This window comes from Rothia sp. HMSC065C03 (assembly GCF_001837295.1).
Taxonomy (GTDB): domain Bacteria; phylum Actinomycetota; class Actinomycetes; order Actinomycetales; family Micrococcaceae; genus Rothia.
Genome location: NZ_KV831978.1, coordinates 549,145 through 568,190, shown reverse-complemented (window position 1 = coordinate 568,190; position 19,046 = coordinate 549,145). Strand labels below are relative to the sequence as shown.

The following is a 19,046-nucleotide window of genomic DNA, read 5'->3' as shown; positions in this document are numbered from 1 at the left end:
GCAGCCCGCTTAGAAACAGACAGTGGTCACCGGCAGCGAGGAGTCCGTCGTAAAGTCTACGCCCGAGGGTTCACGACCGGCGGCGACCAGACGGGCGCCCAGCGCCGCAACCATCGCGCCGTTGTCGGTGCACAGGGTGAACTTCGGAATGATCAGGCGTACCCCCTCGGAGGCGCACCGGGCGGCAAGCAGCTCACGCAGACGCGAATTAGCCGCCACACCACCGCCGAGCAGCAGGGTCTTCATGCCCTGCTCGCGGCAGGCGAGCATCGCCTTCTTGGTGATAACGTCTACGACAGCCTCCTGGAAGGACGCGGCAATATCGGCGACCGGAACCTCTTCACCGGCGGCCTCAAAGCTTTCAATCACGCGCGCCACGGCGGTCTTCAAACCGGAGAAGGAGAAGTCATAGCGGTGCGCGCCGGGCTCCTCGACGGTGCCCATGAACTTGCGGTTCGACAGGCCGCGCGGGAACACGAAGGCGTTGCGGTTACCCTCAGCGGCGGCGCGGTCAATCGCGGGGCCGCCCGGGTAGTCCAGGCCGAGCAGTCGGGCGACCTTGTCGTAAGCCTCGCCTGCGGCATCGTCGAGGGTCGCGCCGAGCAGACGCACATCGGAGGTAATGTCGCGCACCTGCAGGATTTCGGTGTGACCGCCAGAAACCAACAGTGCACCCAGGCCACCCGAGCCGGCATTCGCCAGCAGGTCGGAGCCGTCCTCGGTGCCGTTATCCTCCAGCAGGCCAACGCCAACGTGGGCGACCAGGTGGTTAATGCCGTAGAGGGGCTTGCCGGTGGCAATAGCGAGCGCCTTCGCCGCGGAGACACCCACCATGAGTGCGCCCGCCAGGCCGGGGCCGGCGGTGACGGCAATAGCATCCACCTGATCGAGGGTGATGTCCGCTTCGGCGAGTGCCGCTTTGAGGGCGGGGATCATGGCGTCCAGGTGGGCGCGGGAGGCGATTTCGGGGATCACGCCGCCAAAGCGCACGTGCTCTTCCATGGAGGAGGAGATGGTGTTGCTGAGCAGCTGTGCACCGCGCACAATGCCGATACCGGTCTCATCGCAGGAGGATTCGATGCCCAGAACGAGGGGTTCGCGAGTGCTCATAGTCTATCTTTCTGTTGCGCTGTCTGCGCGTAGTGCTTCTAGTTGCAGTAATGGAAGGATGCAGTGATATAGGGATGCAGCGGCGTAGAGGGTGGCGGATACTCGCCTCTATCGCGGGGATTGCCGTTTAGTTCAACGGATTATTTAGAACGTGCATTCCATAATGATGGCGTCGGTTCCGTCATCGTAGTAGCCGCGGCGTACGTGAATCGCACGGTAGCCGTTGCGTTCGTAGAGACGCTGGGCGCGCGGGTTGTCGGCACGCACCTCCAGCAGGATGCGCTCGGCACCCAGCTCACGGGCACGCTCGTGCATCTGCTCAAGCATGGCGCGACCGAAGCCGTGGCCCTCGTACTCGGGGAGCACGCCGATGGTTTGAACGTCGGCGGTGTCGGCTACGACCATGGTTCCGCAGTAGCCGATAGCGCGCCAGCCGCCTTCGTTATCTTCCGAACCTTCTGCGGGCAGTTCCAGCATGTAGTAGGTGCGGGTCGGGTGGGTCAGTTCCTCAAGGAACATGTCGATGTGCCAGGCGTCGGCGGGGAACAGGGTGGTTTCCATGCGGTGCATAGCCTGCACGTCCGCGAGTTCGGCAACGCGCAGGCGAGCGCCCAGAGCTAGGTCGTCTCGCACGATATTTTCAGAGTTTTCAGCAGCGCTCATTTAGCTCTCCTTCTGCGCGGCAGTCTGCGCAGCCTGTGCGGCGGACTGCGCGGCCTGCTTCTGCTGGCGGGCGAGCATTGCGGCGGGGACCTTTGCGTCCGAGTCGCGCAGGTACTGGGCGGAGGTGTCCTCGCTCAGGTTCTCTACGCCCAGGCGTGCCGCGGCGGCAACCAGGTACTCGGCGTGGGGGTGAACCTCGCGGGCAGAATCAACGATGGTCCAGCCGTGCTCTTCGAGGGCCTCGGCGTACAGGCCAGCACCGTAACCGTAGGCATAGGAGGGAGCCCCACCGGGCAGAATTTCGGAGGCGGGGCATACGTTCGGGCCGTCCACCAGGCTGTAGCCTTCGGCATTCACGCGGTAGCGGGCGGAGTAGACTTCGCGGCGGCGCGCGTCGGAGAGTACGAGCAGCTCAGCACCTTCTACAAGCTCAGCACTTTCAGCAGAGGCGAACGCTCGTTCTACGTTCTCTTCCCCGGCTGTATCTCCAGCTGCGCCCCCGGCAGCTTCACTGGCAACCACGCCAGACACAGCACGTTCAGCCAGGGCGGTCAGGCTCATCATGCCGTACACCGGCACCGACCAGGCAAAACCCAGAGCGCGCGCAGTAACGATACCGGCGCGAAGACCCGTAAAAGGTCCCGGACCGATACCGGTCAGAATCGCATCCAAATCTTCGCCGCGCACGCCAGCGTCCTGCAGGGCCGCCTGCGCGTAGGGGCCCATCACCTCGGCGTGGGAGCGGGTATCTTCACTCTCGTAGCGGGCGAGGATTTCGAAGGACGCACCGGCTTCGGAGCCGTGCACACGGGCGAGCGCCACAGATGCGGTGGCGGATGAATCAAGGGCAAGTACTAGCACCCTATCATTCTAACGCGCGGGCTCTAGGCGCTCTGCAGGGCCTCTTTCAGGGCGTCAAAAGCGTGCTCCCAGCGGGGGCCGAAGGCGCGCACCCGCAGCAGGCGAGGTTCGGGGGTGTCCGCGTCCTCGTCGCTTTCGTCCTCGTCTTCGTCGTCCCAGCTGAACTCTTCGACAGCCGAGTAGGCGAAGCGTGCATCCGCGCCGGTCAGGCGGGTGAAGTCCAGCTCCAGGCGCGAATCACTCAGATGTTCAGCCTTATCGCGGCCCCACTCGATGACGGTCACAGAGCGCGGCAAGGAGAACTCCAGATCCAGGTCGTCGAGCTCTTCGGCGCTGGAGAGGCGGTAGGCGTCCACGTGCACCAGGTCGGGGCCGCCGGGGCGGGGGCCGTCCGGCAGGTTCGGGTGCACGCGCGAGAGCACGAAGGTCGGTGAGATAACGCCTTCGCGCACGCCCAGGCCTTCACCCAGGGAGCGGGTGAACGTGGTCTTGCCCGCACCGAGCTCGCCCGAGAGCAACAGTACGTCCCCGGCGTTCAGGTGCTGCGCCAGGGTGAGCGCCAGGCGGCGGGTATGGTCGGGGCCGGTCACATCCAGGTCGAGTGCGGCAGAAATGTACTCAGCGCTCATTAGTCCTCCTGCTCCTGCCCGGTACCCCACAGCTCGTTCAGCTCAGCTTCAACCCAGGAGCCGCCAACATAGAGGCGCTCCACGCGGGACGAAATGCGGGTCACGATTTCGTAGTTAATGGTCTGCGCGGCATCCGCCCACTCTTCCACGGGCGGGTTCTCACCGGCACCAAAAAGGATGGCGGGCGCCCCCAGGTAGCCCAGGGCGGGGTCACTCAGACCGGGTTCGCCCAGGTCAACGACCATCTGGTCCATGGCGATGCGGCCGACCACGCGGTAGGTCTTACCTTCCGCACTGTTAGGCACGGAGCCGTTCTCCGCGTTCTGCGCGCCCGGGTAGATGCGCACCGGCGCGTTCTCCGCAATGCGCGGCACGCCGTCAGCGTAGCCGAGCGGCACCAGCGCCAGGGTGGTTGCTTTGGGAGTGTGGTAGCGCAGACCGTAGGAAACGCCCTGACCTGCAGGAACTTCCTTCACGGCGGCAATGTAGCTGCTCACCGTCATGACGGGCCTCAACCCCAGGTCCTCAGCGGTCACCTCCGGCAGCGGGGAAAGACCGTAGAGAGCCAAACCGCAACGCACGCCGTCACCGAGCAGACGCTCCTCCGTGTCCCAGCCCTCCAGCGAGGCGGTCAGGGTCGCAGGCGAGTTCGCCAAATGCACGATCTTCGGGGCCAGGCCAGCCTCACGAGCCTGAGCCACAAAAGTATCCAGGGTGTCGAGCTGCTGCGCAGTCTCGGCGCGGGTCGGCTCATCAGCAACCGCCAGGTGGCTAAAAATACCTTCAACCGTAATCAGACCGGACTCCTCGAGAGAAGCGGCACGAGCGACCAGCGCAGGCCAATCCGCCGCGGTGGCGCCGTTACGACCCAGACCGGTATCAGCCTTCAGATGCACGATAGCGCGCTCGCCGGTGCGTTCAGCGGCGGCGGCTACCGCCTCCAGGTCCCAGCCGGAAACGCCCAGACGAATCTTCTCCTGCAGTGCCGCATCAAAGTCGGTGGAGGGGGTGTGCAGCCACGCCATGAGCGGCGCGTCAATACCGTCAGCACGCAGTTCCAGGGCCTCGTTCACGTGCACCACGCCCAGCAGGTCGGCACCGGCAGCAATAGCTGAACGTGCCACCGGGTATGCGCCGTGACCGTACGCATCCGCCTTAATCACGGCAATGAGCATGCGGTCACCAATGAGTTCCTTGAGGCGGCGCACGTTATGTTCCAGCGCGTCAAGGTCAATCGTGGCGCTACGTTCCACCTGGCCGGGAGTGCAGGGCGGGCAGTAAAGCGGTTCGGCAGGCTGCTGAGGGTGAGTCATGGTCCTTCGTTTCTGACGGGCGGGTACTACAGGCTGTGCTTGAGCAGCCTCTCTTCTACTAAATTCTAGACCTCCCGCTGTGCGAAAGTCCTGTCGCGCTACACTAGGTCAGGTACCCCTTTAGAGAGGAAAGCATCGATGAGCACTCTGCCGCCGGTTCGGACGGTTCACGTGTATTCCATGCACACCGACCCTTTTGCGCAGCCCGGTAGCGGAGATGCAGGCGGCATGAACGTCTATATTGCCCGGTCGGTGCATGCCATGCTGGAACTGGATCCGGAGCTGCGGGTTGAGGTTTTCACCCTGGATCGCGGTGAGGCGCTTCCGGCTGATTCGCCGTTCCGTCAGCCTCCTCAGCCCGGCGAGCGCCTTGTGCGCCACAGTCTTGATCTGCCCTCCGCCCGTGGTCTTTCGAAGAATGAGCTGGCTGCGGTCACCGATGATTTTGCGCAGGCGTGCGTCGAGCAGGCACTGTACACCCCGGATATTATTCACGCCCACTATTGGCTGTCGGGTCAGGCTGCGGCTCGTGCATCCGACCTGTGGTCGGCTCAGGGCGTTGGCTTCCCGGTTCCTGTTCTTTTTACTCCACATACGACGGCTGCTGCCAAGGATGCGCGCCGCGGCGAAGGTGAGGCGCCCGAACCCGAGGAGCGCTATGCCGCCGAGCGCCTGATGAGTAGCTCCGCGAGCCGGGTGATTGTGAATACTCCCCTGGAGGCGCAGCAGATGGGCGAGTATTACGGTACGGACGCGCAGAAGCTTGCCACTATCCCGCCGGGTGTTGACACCTCGATTTTCCATACGATTCCTGGCGTGCATCCGCTCAATGACACCTCGGAGACTCGTTGCCGCATTGTGTTTGCCGGTAGGCCTCAGCCGTTGAAGGGCCCGCATCTGCTGGTGGAGGCGCTCGCGCTGCTCCCCTCCGATCTGCAGGTGGATGTGGACATTATTGGTCGTTCCGATTCGGATTATGAGCGCCGCCTGTTGCAGCGTGCAGCTGAGCTGGGTGTGGCAGATCGGGTGCATTTGAAGGATCCGGTTCCGGCATCTGAGTTGGCGAATATTTTCCGTGCTGCCGATATCGTGGCGTCCCCGTCGTCGTCTGAGACGTTCGGGTTGGTGGCTCTGGAGGCGCAGGCGTGCGGCGCGGCGGTGCTCGCTACGGATGCTGACGGTCTGCGCTTTGCGGTGGAGAACCACCGTACGGGCCTGCTGGTGGCTCCTCGTACTCCGCAGCGTTGGGCTGCGGCTATTGAGCGTCTGGTGCGTGCCCCGTATCTGCGCCACTCGTTGGGCGCGAACGCTGCGGCGCGTGCCCGCACGATGGGTTGGGACCAGACGGCGCGTAAGACCCTAGAAGCTTATGCCGAGGTACGTGAAGGTATCTCGCAGTAATGTATTTTTCACGTCATGAGGAGTTTTAATGTCTTTCTCCATGAGCCGCGATGAGTTCGCCGCATACCTGGATTCGGTGCGTATTACCGGCGAGGTGGCGACCCCGCGCGAGAATAATCTGGACCATATTCAGGGTTTCCTGGATGGCAATGAGCACCTTGAGTTTGGTGTTCAGTGGACCCGCGAGTGGGATTACGATTCGGTGTTTGAGGTGATGGTCCGCCGTGCGGGTCTGAACCCGGACCGTTCGCATACTCACGGTCAGGACACGATTGGTGCCGAGCAGTGCATCAGCGCCCTGGAGGAGTACGCCCGTATCTTCGGCGAGGCGGTGCGTGCCGGTTCCCGCATCCTGTTTGCGACCGGTCACCCGGCGGGCCTGTTCCCCATTTACGCGGTAATGGCTGCAGCGGCGAAGGCTGCGGGTGCTGAGGTTCTTCAGATTGAGGAGGGCGAGCGTTTCCTCGACGGCGACGTCCGCCAGATTATGGATGTCGTGATGTTTGAGCAGTACGGCAACCTGCAGCATACACATTTCCCCGGCCCGATGCGCATCGCTTTGGATCAGCTGGAGGCGCGTGGCGTGACCCCGGATCTGGTGGTTTCGGATCACGGTATGGGTGGTTATGCGGCGTCTACTCGTAAGCTGCTGACGATTGGCATTGCGGATTGTAATGATCCCGGTCTGTTTGTTGCGGCTGAGCAGGGAGATTTGCCGGTGTGTGTGCCGATGGACGATAACGTTCCGCCGCGCCGTTATGAACCGATGATTGATTTCATTTTGGATCGTGCGGGGCTTGAGCGCCCTTAATGTCCCTTTTACGCCGTGTGCGTAGGGCTTGTTATTGAGACTCCGGGATTTGTCTTTTTATATGCCGGTTATTGTTTTTCTGCAGATGCGTGAAACATACCGGTAATTTTGGGAGTTTCTTAGCTCCACTAGGCATTCTTCCCGGAGGCTCTTATTCTCTTATTTTTCTGTGATTGATTTCATCACACCGGAGCGACTTTGCCTCTTCATTCTTCGAGACGGAAGACCCCCGACCCCGTAGAATAGTTTACGGAACACGTTTATGCGCTCAGCGGGCTCATATAACGCTCCACTAGGCGTCTTACCAGCGCCTTTGCCGTAGTCTCTGCCATTATTCACTCAGCAAGATTAAGGGTTCACTCATTCATCAGGACAAAGACTAGGACACGTCTCCCTTACACCGATAATTAGGGGTAAATGTGCCTATTCGCCGCTCTCAGTCCGCAATACAGGACAAATTTCCGGGGAAGATTACACCGTTGAAAGTACAAGATCGTCTTAAAAAAATGTGGGGTTCAGACTTCGTTATCAAGCGAAGCTGGCATCCCAAGGTTCAGCGCGCCCTTTACTTTGGCGATTTTTTCGCCATTGCTGTTGCGGTTGTCGCTGCGCATCTGATTCGTTTCGGGTGGGAAAATGCTGACCTGCCCTATGTGAACGTTTGGCCTATTAATGTTCTCGATGGCCGCGTACCCGCGATGGACTATATCTTCTTGGGTATTGGCCTGACCATTGGCTGGTGGTTTATTCTCCAGGTGAATGGCTCCCGTAGCCTGCGCATTATGGGTTTCGGTACTGAGGAGTACCGCCTCATTACTCGCGGCAGTACTTATTTCTTCTGTCTGCTGATTATTGTGGCGTTCTTCCTCAAGGTTGACGTCACCCGCATGTACCTGCTGATTGCTTATCCGCTGGGCCTGTTCTTCCTGCTGATGGAGCGTTGGGTTATTCGTCAGGGCCTGGTGCGTTCGCGTACTCGCGGTCGCGCGCTGACTCGCGTCATGATTATTTCTGATGTGACGACCGGTCAGCACCTGTACAAGAATTTGAAGGATGTGGTTGCTTCCGGTCTGTCCCCCGCTGCGTTCTACCTGCCCGGTTTCACTCCCGGTACTACTGTTGCTGGTGCGCCGATTCCGGTGCTTGGTTACAGCACTTCTCCGGCTGACATTATGGAAGCTATCCGCGAGAACGATATTCACATGGTCGCTGTTACGAATGGCCACCATTTGAGCCCGGACCAGGTTCGTCTGCTGGGTTGGAAGCTGGCGGATGCGCATATTTCGCTGATTATGGCTCCGGCTACGACCGATATTGCTGGTCCGCGTATGCACATGCAGCCGCTGAACGGTCTGCCGCTGGTGCACGTGTCGACTCCGCGTATTACCGGTCTGTCGGCGTTCTTCAAGCGCGCCGTGGACGTTGTGTCCTCGGGTCTGGGTTTGATTCTGCTCTCTCCGCTGTTCCTGGTGGTTGCTCTGCTGGTTAAGCGTGATGGCGGCCCGGTCTTCTTCCTTCAGAACCGTGTGGGTCTGAACGGTGAGCTTTTCAAGATGGTGAAGTTCCGTTCGATGCGTACTGATGCTGAAGAGGTTAAGAAGCGCCTCATGGAGCAGAACGAGGGTAACGGCGTGCTCTTCAAGATGAAGGACGACCCGCGTATTACCCCCATCGGTAAGTTCATCCGTAAGTACTCGATTGATGAGCTGCCTCAGCTGTGGAACGTGTTCATTGGCGATATGTCGCTGGTGGGTCCGCGTCCTCCGCTGGTTGAGGAAGTTGAGCAGTACGAAGATATTGCGTACCGCCGCCTTCTGGTGAAGCCGGGTATTACCGGCCTGTGGCAGGTTTCGGGTCGTAGTGACCTCTCTTGGGAGGAGTCGGTTCGTCTGGATCTCTACTATGTTGAGAACTGGTCGCTTACCGGTGACTTCATTATTCTTCTGCGTACTGTCCGTGCGGTTTTCGCTAAGGAAGGCGCGTACTAAGAAAGATGGTGGGAGTTTCTCCCGCCGATGCGTATGCCGGTTTTTAGTGATGCTGTCCCGGCACAGGCAGCTCGGTATCGTGCATTGATGTAAACGCGTTGAAGGGGCGTGAATCCATTTCCGATGGATTCACGCCCCTTCTGCATACCCAGGGTGTCTGGGGGCTTTTCTCTTCGTCTTGAGACGAGTGTCAGAGCTTCAGTGTGCTAGCTTTGTTCCCGCTCCCCTATTCTGCGATGAGTCGGGCGATAACTTCGGGGAGCATCTCCGCGACGCGGGTTGCGGGTGCCGGGCCGGGCCGGGCGTCCTTGACGCTTCCGGTGGCGCTGGCGCGTGCGGCTTCGCCGTGCAGGTAGACGGCGAGCGCACCGATGGAGGCGAAGGTGCAGCCTTCCAGCGCTTCTCCGCGAGCATCGAAGGCTGCTACGGTCTGGGCGAGCAGTGCTCCGTAGATGCCGGTGAGGGTGTCTCCGCTGCCTGCGGTGGCGAGCCAGGGGCTTCCGCCAGCAACGCTGTAGGTGGCGCCGTTGGGCGCCGCGATGAGCGTGTAGCCGCCCTTGAGCATGACGGTGGCGCCGGAGAGTTCGGAGGCGGCGCGGGCCCATCGGAAGGGCTCTGCGTCGATGTCCTTGCGGCTGGGTACGATGGCGTCGCCCAGGTGCTTTGTCCAGGTTTCGGGGGCGAGCTCGTGCACGATGCGCAGGAAGCGTTCGAGTTCTGCCGCGTGCGGGGTGAGAATCTTATGGGAGCCGAGGTGCTTGCCGGTTGCCATGTATTCTGCCGCCAGGTCGCAGGCGCCCGCGTCGAGGATGGCGGGTTCGGGCGAGTGGAGCAGGTAGCGGTTCTTATCCAGCGAGTCGTGGCTGGATCCTGAGCCGCCTGCCCAGACGGTGACCCTCTGCAGGGCGGGTGCGCCGCTGAAGTAGACGGTTTCGGGGTTGTGGGCGATCATGAGCTGGCGCAGCTCGTGGGAGTTGGCGTTGAAGCGAACCATACCCACGCCGGTGTTGAGAGCGGCACGCACGCTCATGAGGGCTGCGCCGGGGTATTCGAGGCTTCCGGTGAGCATGCCGAGTACGCCGCGGGTGTACTTGTGGGAGTGTTCGTCGGGTACTTCGATAAGCTCGCGGTAGTCTTCGCGCTCGAGGACGCGCAGGGCAGGCTTGTGGGAGTTGAGGGCTTCGGGAACGCCCAGGTCGTAGAGTTTGATGTCTCCGGAGTGGACGCTGTGGCAGGTGCCTGCCGGTAGCTTGTGGCCGATGAAGGTGACGGTGCGATCGGCGCGCAGGGAGGGTTCGTGCACGGTTCCGCGGTTGTTGTCGACTCCGGAGGGGGTGTCTACGGCAAGGACTGCGCCGAGCTTACCGTCGAGCTGCGCTGCACGGAGTACGCCCAGGTATTCGCCGGCGCTACCGCGTACGGCACCGCTGGAGCCGGTACCGAGGATGCCGTCAATGGTCAGGTCGTAGCCGGTAAGGTGTTCGAGGGTGTGTTCGGGGTCGAGTACGCGGGTGCCTTCGCCGCCTTCTCGGGCGATGAGTTCGAGGTTCTTTTCGCTGGGGTCAAAGATGACGGCATCAACGCGGTGGCCTTTGGCGCTGAGGCGGGCGCCGGCGTAGATGGTGTCTGCGCCGTTGTTGCCCGGACCGATGAGCAACAGGATTTTGGCATTGTCCTTGCCGCGGAGCAGGTCCTGTGCTTCGGCCGCGACGGCATCTGCGGCACGTTGCATGAGGTAGCCGTCGTAGTCGGCGGCTTCGATGTAGGGCTTTTCTGCTTCGCGTACCTGGGAAGCAGTGTAGATGAGCTTCATTGCTGTCTCCTTGGGTGGCACCGTGCGGGCCTTAGGGGTCACCTGGTGTGGTGTTGGTGTGGCTCTGCGTTAGTCCTCGGTGTCGTCACCGGCGATGACGCTGAGTCGGTAGCTTTCGGGGTTGAACTTTTGCAGGTGCGCCAGTTCTGCATCGCTGAGGTATTCGGCGGTTGCAATGGCGATGGCCATGGGTTCGTCGTGGGTCAGCGAGAGGTGAATGCGGTTGATGCCAAGTTCTTTGGCTCGGCGGGCGATGGTGCCCTGAATGATGAGGTAGGGCTGACCGCTTTCGGCGGTGGCGACTTCGCAGTCTTGCCAGTTGAGTCCGGCGGGTGCTCCGAGTACTTTTGCGACGGCTTCTTTGGCAGCAAATCGTACGGCTTGGGAGCGCACGTTCCGGGTGCGTTCGTTGGGGGTAAAGACGCGGCGAACGAAGGCTGGTGTTTCGGTGACGATTCGTTCGAATCGTTCGATGTTGACGGTATCTACGCCGATTCCCATGATCATGAGCTTCACCTTCTGCGCTAGGGGTGGTGCCGCGTCCTGTTTGCGGTTTCTCTTGTTTTAAGTCTAGCGAGATTCGTTTCTTTTGGGCGGTTTACCGTCAAATATGACGCCCGGTTGATGCCTGTTTCACAGTGTCCTATTTTTGTTGGACCATCCATGAATAACCGAGTGGTTAAACGACAAGGGCGGTGGTCGAGTTCTCTAAGAACTCAACCACCGCCCTTTCGTTATCGCTGAGGCGATTTCCGAGGATTACTCCTAAGGATTACTCCACGGTCACGGACTTTGCGAGGTTACGCGGCTGGTCAACGTCCAGGCCCTTAGCTTCTGCCAGTGCGCATGCGAAGATCTGCAAGGGCACAGTTGCCAGCAGGGGCTGCAACAGCGAGGGGCATGCCGGGACGGTGATGAGGCGGTCTGCGTAGGGCTTGACGGCCTCGTCGCCTTCCTCGGCGATGACGATGGTGAAGGCGCCGCGAGCGCGCACTTCCTGGATGTTGGAGACGACCTTGCCGTGCAGGGAGTCGCGACCGTTTGCGGAGGGAACCACTACGATGACCGGCTGGCCTTCATCGATCAGCGCGATGGGGCCGTGCTTGAGCTCGCCTGCTGCGAAGCCTTCAGCGTGGATGTAGGTGATTTCCTTGAGCTTGAGTGCGCCTTCCATTGCGACGGGGAAGCCCACATGGCGGCCGAGGAAGATCACGGAGGAGGCATCCTTCATTTCGACGCCCAGTTCCTTGACCTGGGTGTCGTTGTCGATGACCTTCTGAATCTTTGCGGGCATGTTCTGCAGCTCGGCGAGGATCGAAGCGATTTCGTCCTTGTACTTGTTGCCGCGCAGCTGTGCCAGGTACAGGCCGAGCAGGTATGCTGCGGTGATCTGTGCCAGGAATGCCTTGGTGGATGCCACTGCGATTTCGGGGCCCGCGTGGGTGTACAGGGCAGCGTCGGATTCACGGGGCAGGGTCGAGCCGTGGGTGTTGCAGATGGAGATAACCTTTGCGCCCTGTTCGCGTGCGTGGCGCACTGCCATCAGGGTGTCCATGGTTTCGCCGGACTGCGAGAGTGCCACGATGAGGGTCTTCTCGTTCACGATGGGGTCGCGGTAGCGGAACTCGTGTGCGAGCTCGACCTCGGTGGGGATGCGGCACCAGTGCTCGATGGCGTAGCGTGCCACCTGGCCTGCGTATGCTGCGGTACCACATGCAACAACGATGATCTTGTCAATCGAGCGCAGCACCGAGTCGTCGATGTTCAGCTCGTCGAGGGTGAGGTTGCCGTTCTCGTCAAGGCGGCCCATGAGGGTCTGCTCAACGGCTGCGGGCTGCTCGTGGATTTCCTTCTCCATGAAGGAGTTGTAGCCGCCCTTTTCGGCTGCTGCTGCGTCCCATTCGATGTGGAACGGCTTGCCCTCTGCGGGGTTACCTTCGAAGTCGATGATGGAGTAGTCAGTGCCGGTGATGGTCACGATCTGGTCCTGACCCATTTCGACGGCTTCCTTGGTGTAGTCAATGAACGCGGAGACGTCAGAGCCGAGGAAGTTCTCGTTCTCGCCCAGGCCGATAACCAGCGGGGAGTTGCGGCGGGTTGCCACAACGCGGTCCGGGTGGTCGGCGTGGATAGCCAGGATGGTGAATGCACCTTCGAGGCGGTTGGATGCTACGCGTACTGCCTCGGTGAGGTCACCGGTACCGAGCTTGTTGTAGATGCTTGCAATGGTTGCTGCAGCTACCTCGGTGTCGGTCTGAGATGCGAACTCTACACCTTCGGCGAGCAGCTCGGCGCGCAGTTCTGCAAAGTTTTCGATAATACCGTTGTGTACGACGGCGAGGCGGCCGTTGTCGACAACGTGGGGGTGAGCGTTGTTGTCAGTGGGTCCACCGTGGGTTGCCCAACGGGTGTGACCGATACCAATCTGGGAGTCCGGCAGGGGGTGTTCCTTGACCTCGTTCTCAAGGTTCAGGAGCTTACCAGCCTTCTTACGGAATACGATGCCGTCGGGGCACACGAGTGCCACGCCAGCAGAGTCATAGCCGCGGTATTCCTGACGGCGCAGACCTTCGAGGACCACATCGTATGCGTTGTGGTCAAACTTGTTACCGTCCGGAGCAGTGTCCAGACCTACATATCCTACGATTCCACACATGCTATAAGTTTATCCCACAAGTATCCGAATATGTGCACGGTGAAATACCGTTATGCGTCACGTTTAATGTGGCTTTCCTAGCTTTTCAGGTTTTACCCTTTTCTTTCCATCAATTTATTTCTTCGCACAAACCATGAGAGTAGATATTTTCCCCGCGGGCTGAAAGTTCGTACACTTAGATAAATGAGCACCGCACCGTATTTTTCTGGCGATGACCGCTTCATGCATCTTGACCGTTCCCGTTGGTCGCACCTAGCCGATGAGATTTCTGTCCCCCTCAGTGCTGAGGAAATTGAGTCTCTTCGTGGTCTGGGTGAAACTGTCGACCTTGAAGAGGTGCAGCGTATTTATCTGCCGGTTTCTCGCCTTCTTAATCTGTATGTAACTGCCGCATCCTCGCTGAACCATATGACGAATGATTTTCTGCATGTGTCTCAGCGCCGCGTCCCATTCATTATTGGTGTGGCGGGTTCTGTTGCTGTGGGTAAGTCGACGACGGCGCGTATTTTGCAGGCTCTTTTGAGCCGTTGGCCTTCGACTCCGAAGGTTCAGTTGGTGACTACGGATGGTTTCTTGTACCCGAATGCTGAGCTTCAGCGTCGCGGTATTATGCACCGCAAGGGTTTCCCGGAGTCTTATGATCGCCGTGCTCTGTTGAACTTTGTGTCGCAGGTGAAGTCCGGTGCCGAGCGTGTGGTGGCGCCGAAGTATTCGCACCTGTATTACGACATCATGCCGGATGAGCATATTGAGGTCACCGCACCGGATGTGCTGATTCTTGAAGGCTTGAATGTTTTGGCGCCTTCTCAGGCTGAGGGGCCGGAGACTTCCGATCTGACGCTGAGTGATTTCTTTGATTTCTCTATTTATGTGGATGCCCGCACTGAGGATATTGAGCGCTGGTATGTGAATCGTTTCTTGACACTGCGTTCTTCGGCTTTTGCGAATCCGGAGTCGTATTTCAAGCGTTATGCGGAGCTGAGCGATGAGCAGGCGGTTGAGGTTGCGACCGGCATTTGGAAGAGCGTGAATGAGCCGAATCTGCTACAGAATGTTTTGCCGACTCGTGCTCGTGCGCATTTGATTCTTCAGAAGGGCGCCGAGCATAACGTGGAGCAGGTTCTTCTGCGTAAGAACTAGAGGTTCTTTAGGTTTTTATTGTTCGTGTGCGGTTTTTAGTTGCCCGTGTAGCGCGTTTGTGGTGCATTCTAGTAGAAGGCGCCGGAGGCTCCACTCCCTCGCGGGGTGGGTTTAGGCTTCCGGCGCTTTTTGTATGCACCGTTACGCACCATGATTAGGAGTTATTGTGAATTCCCCGCGCCGCACATCCGATTCTCAGGCGTCTTTTGAAAGTTCTGTGATGAACCGTCGCACTCTTTTGGGCGCGGCTTTGGGCGTTGGTAGCACCGCACTATTGGCGGCTTGCGGCTCTCAGAGCCGGGGCGCTTCTTCGTCTCCGTCAGCTTCTTCTGCAGCCTCTTCCTCTACTGCATCTTCGCCCTCGGCGGCAAGCGCTTCGGCTTCTGGCATCCCTTCTCCCACCGGAGCTGCCTCTTCGACTACCCCCTCCCCCACCGCTTCCGCGAGCGCTTCAGTATCCGCTAGCACCTCGGGGCCGGCAACGATTGCTCCCGCTCAGCCGAGTGTCGAGTCTCAGCCGGATTCGCTGCGTTGTCTTGTGAATAAGATGCGTCCCTTTGCGCAGCTGGATTGGGAGCCGAGTGACCTGGTGGATTTCTATGGTCAGCAGTTGCGTGCCGAGGCGGCTAAGGCAGCGGACACGATGATTGATGCGGCTGCTGCTGATGGTGTGACCCTGCTTGTTTCTAGCGCGTATCGTTCATATGCGGTGCAGCAGCAGACCTATCAGTATTGGGTTTCAGTGAACGGTCAGCAGGTGGCAGATCAGTTGTCGGCGCGTCCCGGATATTCGGAGCATCAGACAGGTTTGGCGATTGATTTCGCTTCTCCTGAGGGGTGCCGGCTGGAGGAGTGTTACCGCGATACGCTGGCTGGCCAGTGGTTGGCGAAGAATGCTCCGCGTTACGGATATATTTTGCGTTTCCCTGATGGCCGTCAGTCAGTGACTGGCTATCGTTTTGAGCCGTGGCATTACCGGTATGTGGGTGTGCAGACTGCTCAAGAATATGTGTCTTCGGGCGCGAAGACTTTTGAGGAGTTTATCGGTACGGGCGCGGCACCCGATTATGCAAGTGCAAACTAGCCTCTGAGCTAACCGCGCGGTACCGCCAGGCGCGTTGAGCGGTGATGTGTATCGTATTTCTAGCTTCCATGTCAGAAATAAATAGGCACAGCATATGCATATTTTCTTGCGTATATCACCCGTAAATCCGCGGTTTTACAGGGTCTACAGAGATTTTTACTCAACTTCATGTGACATAGACCTTAAGTATTGGGCACCATAGAACCATTGTGAAGAAAAACACATGCTTTACGGTGAAAATTTTCTCAGAATATGGCATTTTGAACACCTGAAAGGCGCTATTCTATATCTCATGCTTAAGGGTTTTAAAGATTTTGTAATCCGCGGTAACGTCATCGACCTCGCAGTTGGTCTGATTATGGGTACCGCCTTCACCGCTGTGGTGACCTCGCTTGTCCAGGCCGTCCTGATGCCGGCTATCTCCATGCTGGTTGGCTCCCCCAACTTCGACAACTTCCTGGTCTTCGGCCAGATCAAGGTTGGCGTGTTCCTGACCGCTATTGTCAACTTCATCCTGATTGCAGTTGCTGTGTACTTCGCAGTTGTTGTGCCCACTCAGAAGCTGACTGAACTCGCGCTGGCTAAGAAGAAGGCTGAAGACGAGGCTATTGAAAAGGAAGAGACCGAGCTTGACCTCCTGAAGGAGATCCGCGACGCTCTGGCAAAGAAGTAATTTCTCTGCTCTCTACCACTAATTTTTCAAACCCCCGTATCCCCCGTGGATACGGGGGTTTTCCGCATCCTTATCCCCTACGCCCGCCTAAGATAACGAAGAAGGGCTGGGAAGGTAACACCTTCCCAGCCCTTTCTCTATCCTCCATTCCGGTCTTCGCACCGGAAGAATACGTTTAGAGTGCCAATTCCTTAGCCACGACGTCAGCCAGCTGCTGAGCAACCTCATCAGCCTGCTCCTGGGTTGCAGCCTCAACCATCACGCGAACCAGAGGCTCAGTACCGGATGCACGCAACAGCACGCGGCCGCTCTCACCCAGTACGCCTTCAGCCTCGCTCACAGCGGTAGCGAGCGCCTCGTTGGTCTTGACCGCCGCACGGTCAACGCCCTTGACGTTGATCAGGCGCTGCGGGGTGGGCTGCATGCGGGATGCCAGCTCCGAGAGGGTCTGACCGCTACGAGCCACCTCTGCAGCCAGCTGGATGCCGGTCAGAACGCCGTCACCGGTGGTTGCGTAGTCGCTCATGATAACGTGGCCGGACTGCTCGCCGCCGAGGTTGTAGCCGTGCTCGCGCATAGACTCGAGGACGTAGCGGTCACCCACAGCGGTGCGGCCGAGGGTAATGCCGTGCTCGCGCAGGTACAGCTCCAGGCCCAGGCTGCTCATCACGGTTGCGACGAGGGTGTCCTTTGCGAGCTTGCCTTCGCGCTTAGCAGCAACAGCAAGGATAGCCATAATCTGGTCGCCGTCTACCAGGTTGCCCTTTTCGTCAACTGCCTGGCAACGGTCGGAGTCGCCGTCGTGGGCGATGCCGAGGTCCGCGCCGTGCTCAACGACTGCTGCCTGCAGCTTCTCGGGGTGGGTGGAGCCCACGCCGTCGTTGATGTTGGTGCCGTTGGGCTCTACAGCCAGTGCGATAACCTCTGCACCCAACGCTTCGAAAGCTGCGGGAGATGCTGCGTATGCCGCACCGTTTGCGCAGTCCAGAACAATCTTCATGCCGGCAAGGGGCTTGCCTTCGGGCAGGGTGGAGACCAGGTGCTTCACGTAAGCCTCGGTACCGTTCTCCAGGGGCTTGACGGTACCCACAGCACCACCGGTCGGGTAGCGGAAGGACTTCTCGCGATAAACGCGTTCAATGGCGTCCTCAACGGAGTCTTCCAGCTTCTGGCCGCCTCGGGCCAGGAACTTAATGCCGTTGTCCGCTGCCGGGTTGTGCGATGCAGAAATCATCACGCCGAAGTCAGCACCGGTGTGTGCCACCAGGTAAGCTGCTGCGGGGGTGGGGACAATGCCGGCGTCCAGCACGTCAACACCTGCGCTAGCGAAGCCAGCCTTCATCGCAGAGACAATAAAGTCTGCAGAGGATCGGGAGTCATTTGCGATCACGGCACGGGGGCGTACGCCCTCTTCTACCGTGTCAAAGCCCAGCACAATAGAGGCCGCCTGCGCGAGCTCCATAGCCAGGGCGGGAGTAATTACATCGTTTGCCAGACCGCGTACGCCGTCGGTTCCAAAAAGTCGTTCAGTCACCCTTTCATTTTACGATGCGCATAACTCTCCTCAGGCGTATACACCGCATTTTCTTCAGAATCAGAAAGTGATTTTCAGCGGCTACATATCTGCTTCATAGCCAATGTTTCTATAGACACGCAAAGGTGCCTGCTCTCAGTTCCCAGAGAGGGAAAAGAGAGGCAGGCACCTTCACAGCGCAAGCTGTTTGTCGGTTATATCGCCGCAGGGTTGAGTTGTTGCTCTCCCCTATCTATCAACGCTTACTTGACGACCGGGAAGCCGTCGGGAGAGTCACCGGACTCATCCTCGAAAACGTCCGATGCAGAGCGGACGATTAGCGAGTCGAGCTCGCCCACGACTGCCTCATCCTTGGAGGGGTAGTCGAACTGGGAGAGCACGTAACGCATTGCTTCCAGACGTGCGCGCTTCTTGTCGTTGGACTTGATAACGGTCCAGGGGGCGTCACCGGTGTGGGTGTAGAAGAACATTGCTTCCTTCGCCGCGGTGTAGTCGTCCCACTTGTCCAGGGATGCCAGGTCGGTGGGGGAAAGCTTCCACTGGCGAACCGGGTCGGTACGGCGGGAGGTGAAGCGTGCGAGCTGCTCTTCGCGGGTGACGGAGAACCAGAACTTGATGATATGGATACCGGAGTTCACCAGCATGCGCTCCAGGTCCGGAACTTCGCGCATGAACTCGAAGTACTGTGCCTGGGTGCAGTAGCCCATAACGCGCTCAACGCCGGCACGGTTGTACCAGGAGCGGTCCATCAGGACGATTTCGCCGCCGGAGGGCAGGTGCTTGATGTAACGCTGGAAGTACCACTGGGTCTGCTCGATATCGGTCGGCTTCTCCAGTGCCACAACGCGAGCGCCACGGGGGTTCAGGTGCTCGGTGAAGCGCTTGATGGAGCCACCCTTACCTGCTGCGTCACGGCCTTCGAAGATGATGAGGATCTTCTGACCGGTGGACTTAGCCCAGAGCTGCAGCTTCAGCAGCTCAATCTGCAGGGCACGCTTTTCCTTCTCGTATGCCTTACGGCTGAGCTTGGTGTCGTAGGGATAACCCTTCTTCCATGCCTGCGAGGTTTCGTCGTCCTTCTTGTCCTTGCCGAGGGCGCGGGTGAGGGAAGCCATTTCGTCCAGCTCTGCCGAGTAGTCTTCGACAACGGAGGTGCGGCGTGCCTGGGGCTTCAGGGCTTCCTTGATGGCTTGTTTCTTCTCAGAACCGGTGTGTGCGTGTGCGCCTCCAGCGGCGTGCTGGTGGGCTTCAGTCTGAGGAGCCTCCACTGCCTTCTCTTCGGGCTGGGTGGAGGGATTCTGCTCTGCCATGAGTACTCTTTTCTTCCTGTCTGCTTTGACTCTTTAACTCTACCGGTGTGCTCTTCGATG

The 19,046-nt window shown here is 59.4% G+C and carries 16 protein-coding genes; 6 read left to right on the top strand and 10 right to left on the bottom strand.

The window, feature by feature from the left end; genetic code table 11:
* Positions 1-9: 9 nt before the first annotated feature.
* The 5 genes from tsaD to alr all read right to left on the bottom strand — a co-directional run bounded on the left by tsaD (position 10) and on the right by alr (position 4,576).
* Positions 10-1,110 (bottom strand): tRNA (adenosine(37)-N6)-threonylcarbamoyltransferase complex transferase subunit TsaD, encoded by a 1,101-nt coding sequence (tsaD, locus tag HMPREF2605_RS02600; protein ID WP_070831728.1) that lies wholly within the window; start codon positions 1,108-1,110, stop codon positions 10-12.
* 144 nt (positions 1,111-1,254) lie between these two features.
* Positions 1,255-1,773 carry a ribosomal protein S18-alanine N-acetyltransferase gene (gene rimI, locus HMPREF2605_RS02595; protein ID WP_070831730.1) on the bottom strand — a complete coding sequence of 173 codons (519 nt, stop codon included), beginning with the start codon at positions 1,771-1,773 and terminating at the stop codon, positions 1,255-1,257.
* Positions 1,774-2,634 carry a tRNA (adenosine(37)-N6)-threonylcarbamoyltransferase complex dimerization subunit type 1 TsaB gene (tsaB, locus tag HMPREF2605_RS02590; protein WP_049346430.1) on the bottom strand — a complete coding sequence of 287 codons (861 nt, stop codon included), beginning with the start codon at positions 2,632-2,634 and terminating at the stop codon, positions 1,774-1,776.
* A gap of 23 nt (positions 2,635-2,657) precedes the next feature.
* Entirely contained in the window at positions 2,658-3,263 is a 606-nt protein-coding gene (gene tsaE / locus HMPREF2605_RS02585) for a tRNA (adenosine(37)-N6)-threonylcarbamoyltransferase complex ATPase subunit type 1 TsaE (RefSeq protein WP_070846828.1), read from the bottom strand.
* Positions 3,263-4,576 carry an alanine racemase gene (gene alr / locus HMPREF2605_RS02580; RefSeq protein ID WP_070846827.1) on the bottom strand — a complete coding sequence of 438 codons (1,314 nt, stop codon included), beginning with the start codon at positions 4,574-4,576 and terminating at the stop codon, positions 3,263-3,265. Before alr ends, tsaE begins: the two co-directional genes overlap by 1 nt.
* Before the next feature lie 138 nt (positions 4,577-4,714).
* On the opposite strand from alr, the gene HMPREF2605_RS02575 reads away from it, so the two are divergent.
* From HMPREF2605_RS02575 to HMPREF2605_RS02565, 3 genes are all read left to right on the top strand, one after another.
* Positions 4,715-5,977 carry a glycosyltransferase gene (locus HMPREF2605_RS02575; protein WP_070846826.1) on the top strand — a complete coding sequence of 421 codons (1,263 nt, stop codon included), beginning with the start codon at positions 4,715-4,717 and terminating at the stop codon, positions 5,975-5,977.
* Positions 5,978-6,005: 28 nt separating this feature from the next.
* On the top strand, positions 6,006-6,788 hold the full coding sequence (locus HMPREF2605_RS02570) for a phosphatase (protein WP_049346436.1): 783 nt from the start codon (positions 6,006-6,008) through the stop codon (positions 6,786-6,788).
* 506 nt (positions 6,789-7,294) lie between these two features.
* Positions 7,295-8,776 (top strand): sugar transferase, encoded by a 1,482-nt coding sequence (locus tag HMPREF2605_RS02565; RefSeq protein ID WP_070642928.1) that lies wholly within the window; start codon positions 7,295-7,297, stop codon positions 8,774-8,776.
* A 226-nt stretch (positions 8,777-9,002) separates the two neighbouring features.
* Here HMPREF2605_RS02565 and HMPREF2605_RS02560 read toward each other — a convergent pair whose 3' ends face one another.
* The 3 genes from HMPREF2605_RS02560 to glmS form a co-directional block, all read right to left on the bottom strand.
* On the bottom strand, positions 9,003-10,589 hold the full coding sequence (locus tag HMPREF2605_RS02560; RefSeq protein WP_070831736.1) for a bifunctional ADP-dependent NAD(P)H-hydrate dehydratase/NAD(P)H-hydrate epimerase: 1,587 nt from the start codon (positions 10,587-10,589) through the stop codon (positions 9,003-9,005).
* A gap of 69 nt (positions 10,590-10,658) precedes the next feature.
* The gene (locus HMPREF2605_RS02555) at positions 10,659-11,096 is read right to left on the bottom strand and encodes a holo-ACP synthase (protein WP_070831739.1); all 438 of its coding nucleotides are present in this window, start codon (positions 11,094-11,096) and stop codon (positions 10,659-10,661) included.
* Positions 11,097-11,361: 265 nt separating this feature from the next.
* Positions 11,362-13,245 carry a glutamine--fructose-6-phosphate transaminase (isomerizing) gene (gene glmS / locus HMPREF2605_RS02550; protein ID WP_049338090.1) on the bottom strand — a complete coding sequence of 628 codons (1,884 nt, stop codon included), beginning with the start codon at positions 13,243-13,245 and terminating at the stop codon, positions 11,362-11,364.
* A gap of 183 nt (positions 13,246-13,428) precedes the next feature.
* Between glmS and coaA the strand changes: the two genes are divergently transcribed.
* The 3 genes from coaA (at position 13,429) to mscL (ending at position 16,142) form a co-directional block, all read left to right on the top strand.
* Positions 13,429-14,385, top strand: a complete 957-nt coding sequence (gene coaA / locus HMPREF2605_RS02545) for a type I pantothenate kinase (RefSeq protein ID WP_070846825.1) — start codon at positions 13,429-13,431, stop codon at positions 14,383-14,385.
* A gap of 220 nt (positions 14,386-14,605) precedes the next feature.
* Entirely contained in the window at positions 14,606-15,469 is an 864-nt protein-coding gene (locus HMPREF2605_RS02540) for a M15 family metallopeptidase (RefSeq protein WP_141762261.1), read from the top strand.
* A gap of 292 nt (positions 15,470-15,761) precedes the next feature.
* Positions 15,762-16,142: a large conductance mechanosensitive channel protein MscL gene (mscL, locus tag HMPREF2605_RS02535; RefSeq protein WP_049331947.1), complete on the top strand. Its 381-nt coding sequence runs from the start codon at positions 15,762-15,764 to the stop codon at positions 16,140-16,142.
* A 175-nt stretch (positions 16,143-16,317) separates the two neighbouring features.
* On the opposite strand, the gene glmM is transcribed toward mscL, so the two are convergent.
* Positions 16,318-17,676, bottom strand: a complete 1,359-nt coding sequence (gene glmM / locus HMPREF2605_RS02530; protein ID WP_049327570.1) for a phosphoglucosamine mutase — start codon at positions 17,674-17,676, stop codon at positions 16,318-16,320.
* A gap of 242 nt (positions 17,677-17,918) precedes the next feature.
* Positions 17,919-18,986 (bottom strand): polyphosphate kinase 2, encoded by a 1,068-nt coding sequence (gene ppk2, locus HMPREF2605_RS02525; protein ID WP_070687290.1) that lies wholly within the window; start codon positions 18,984-18,986, stop codon positions 17,919-17,921.
* Between the last annotated feature and the right edge of the window lie 60 nt (positions 18,987-19,046).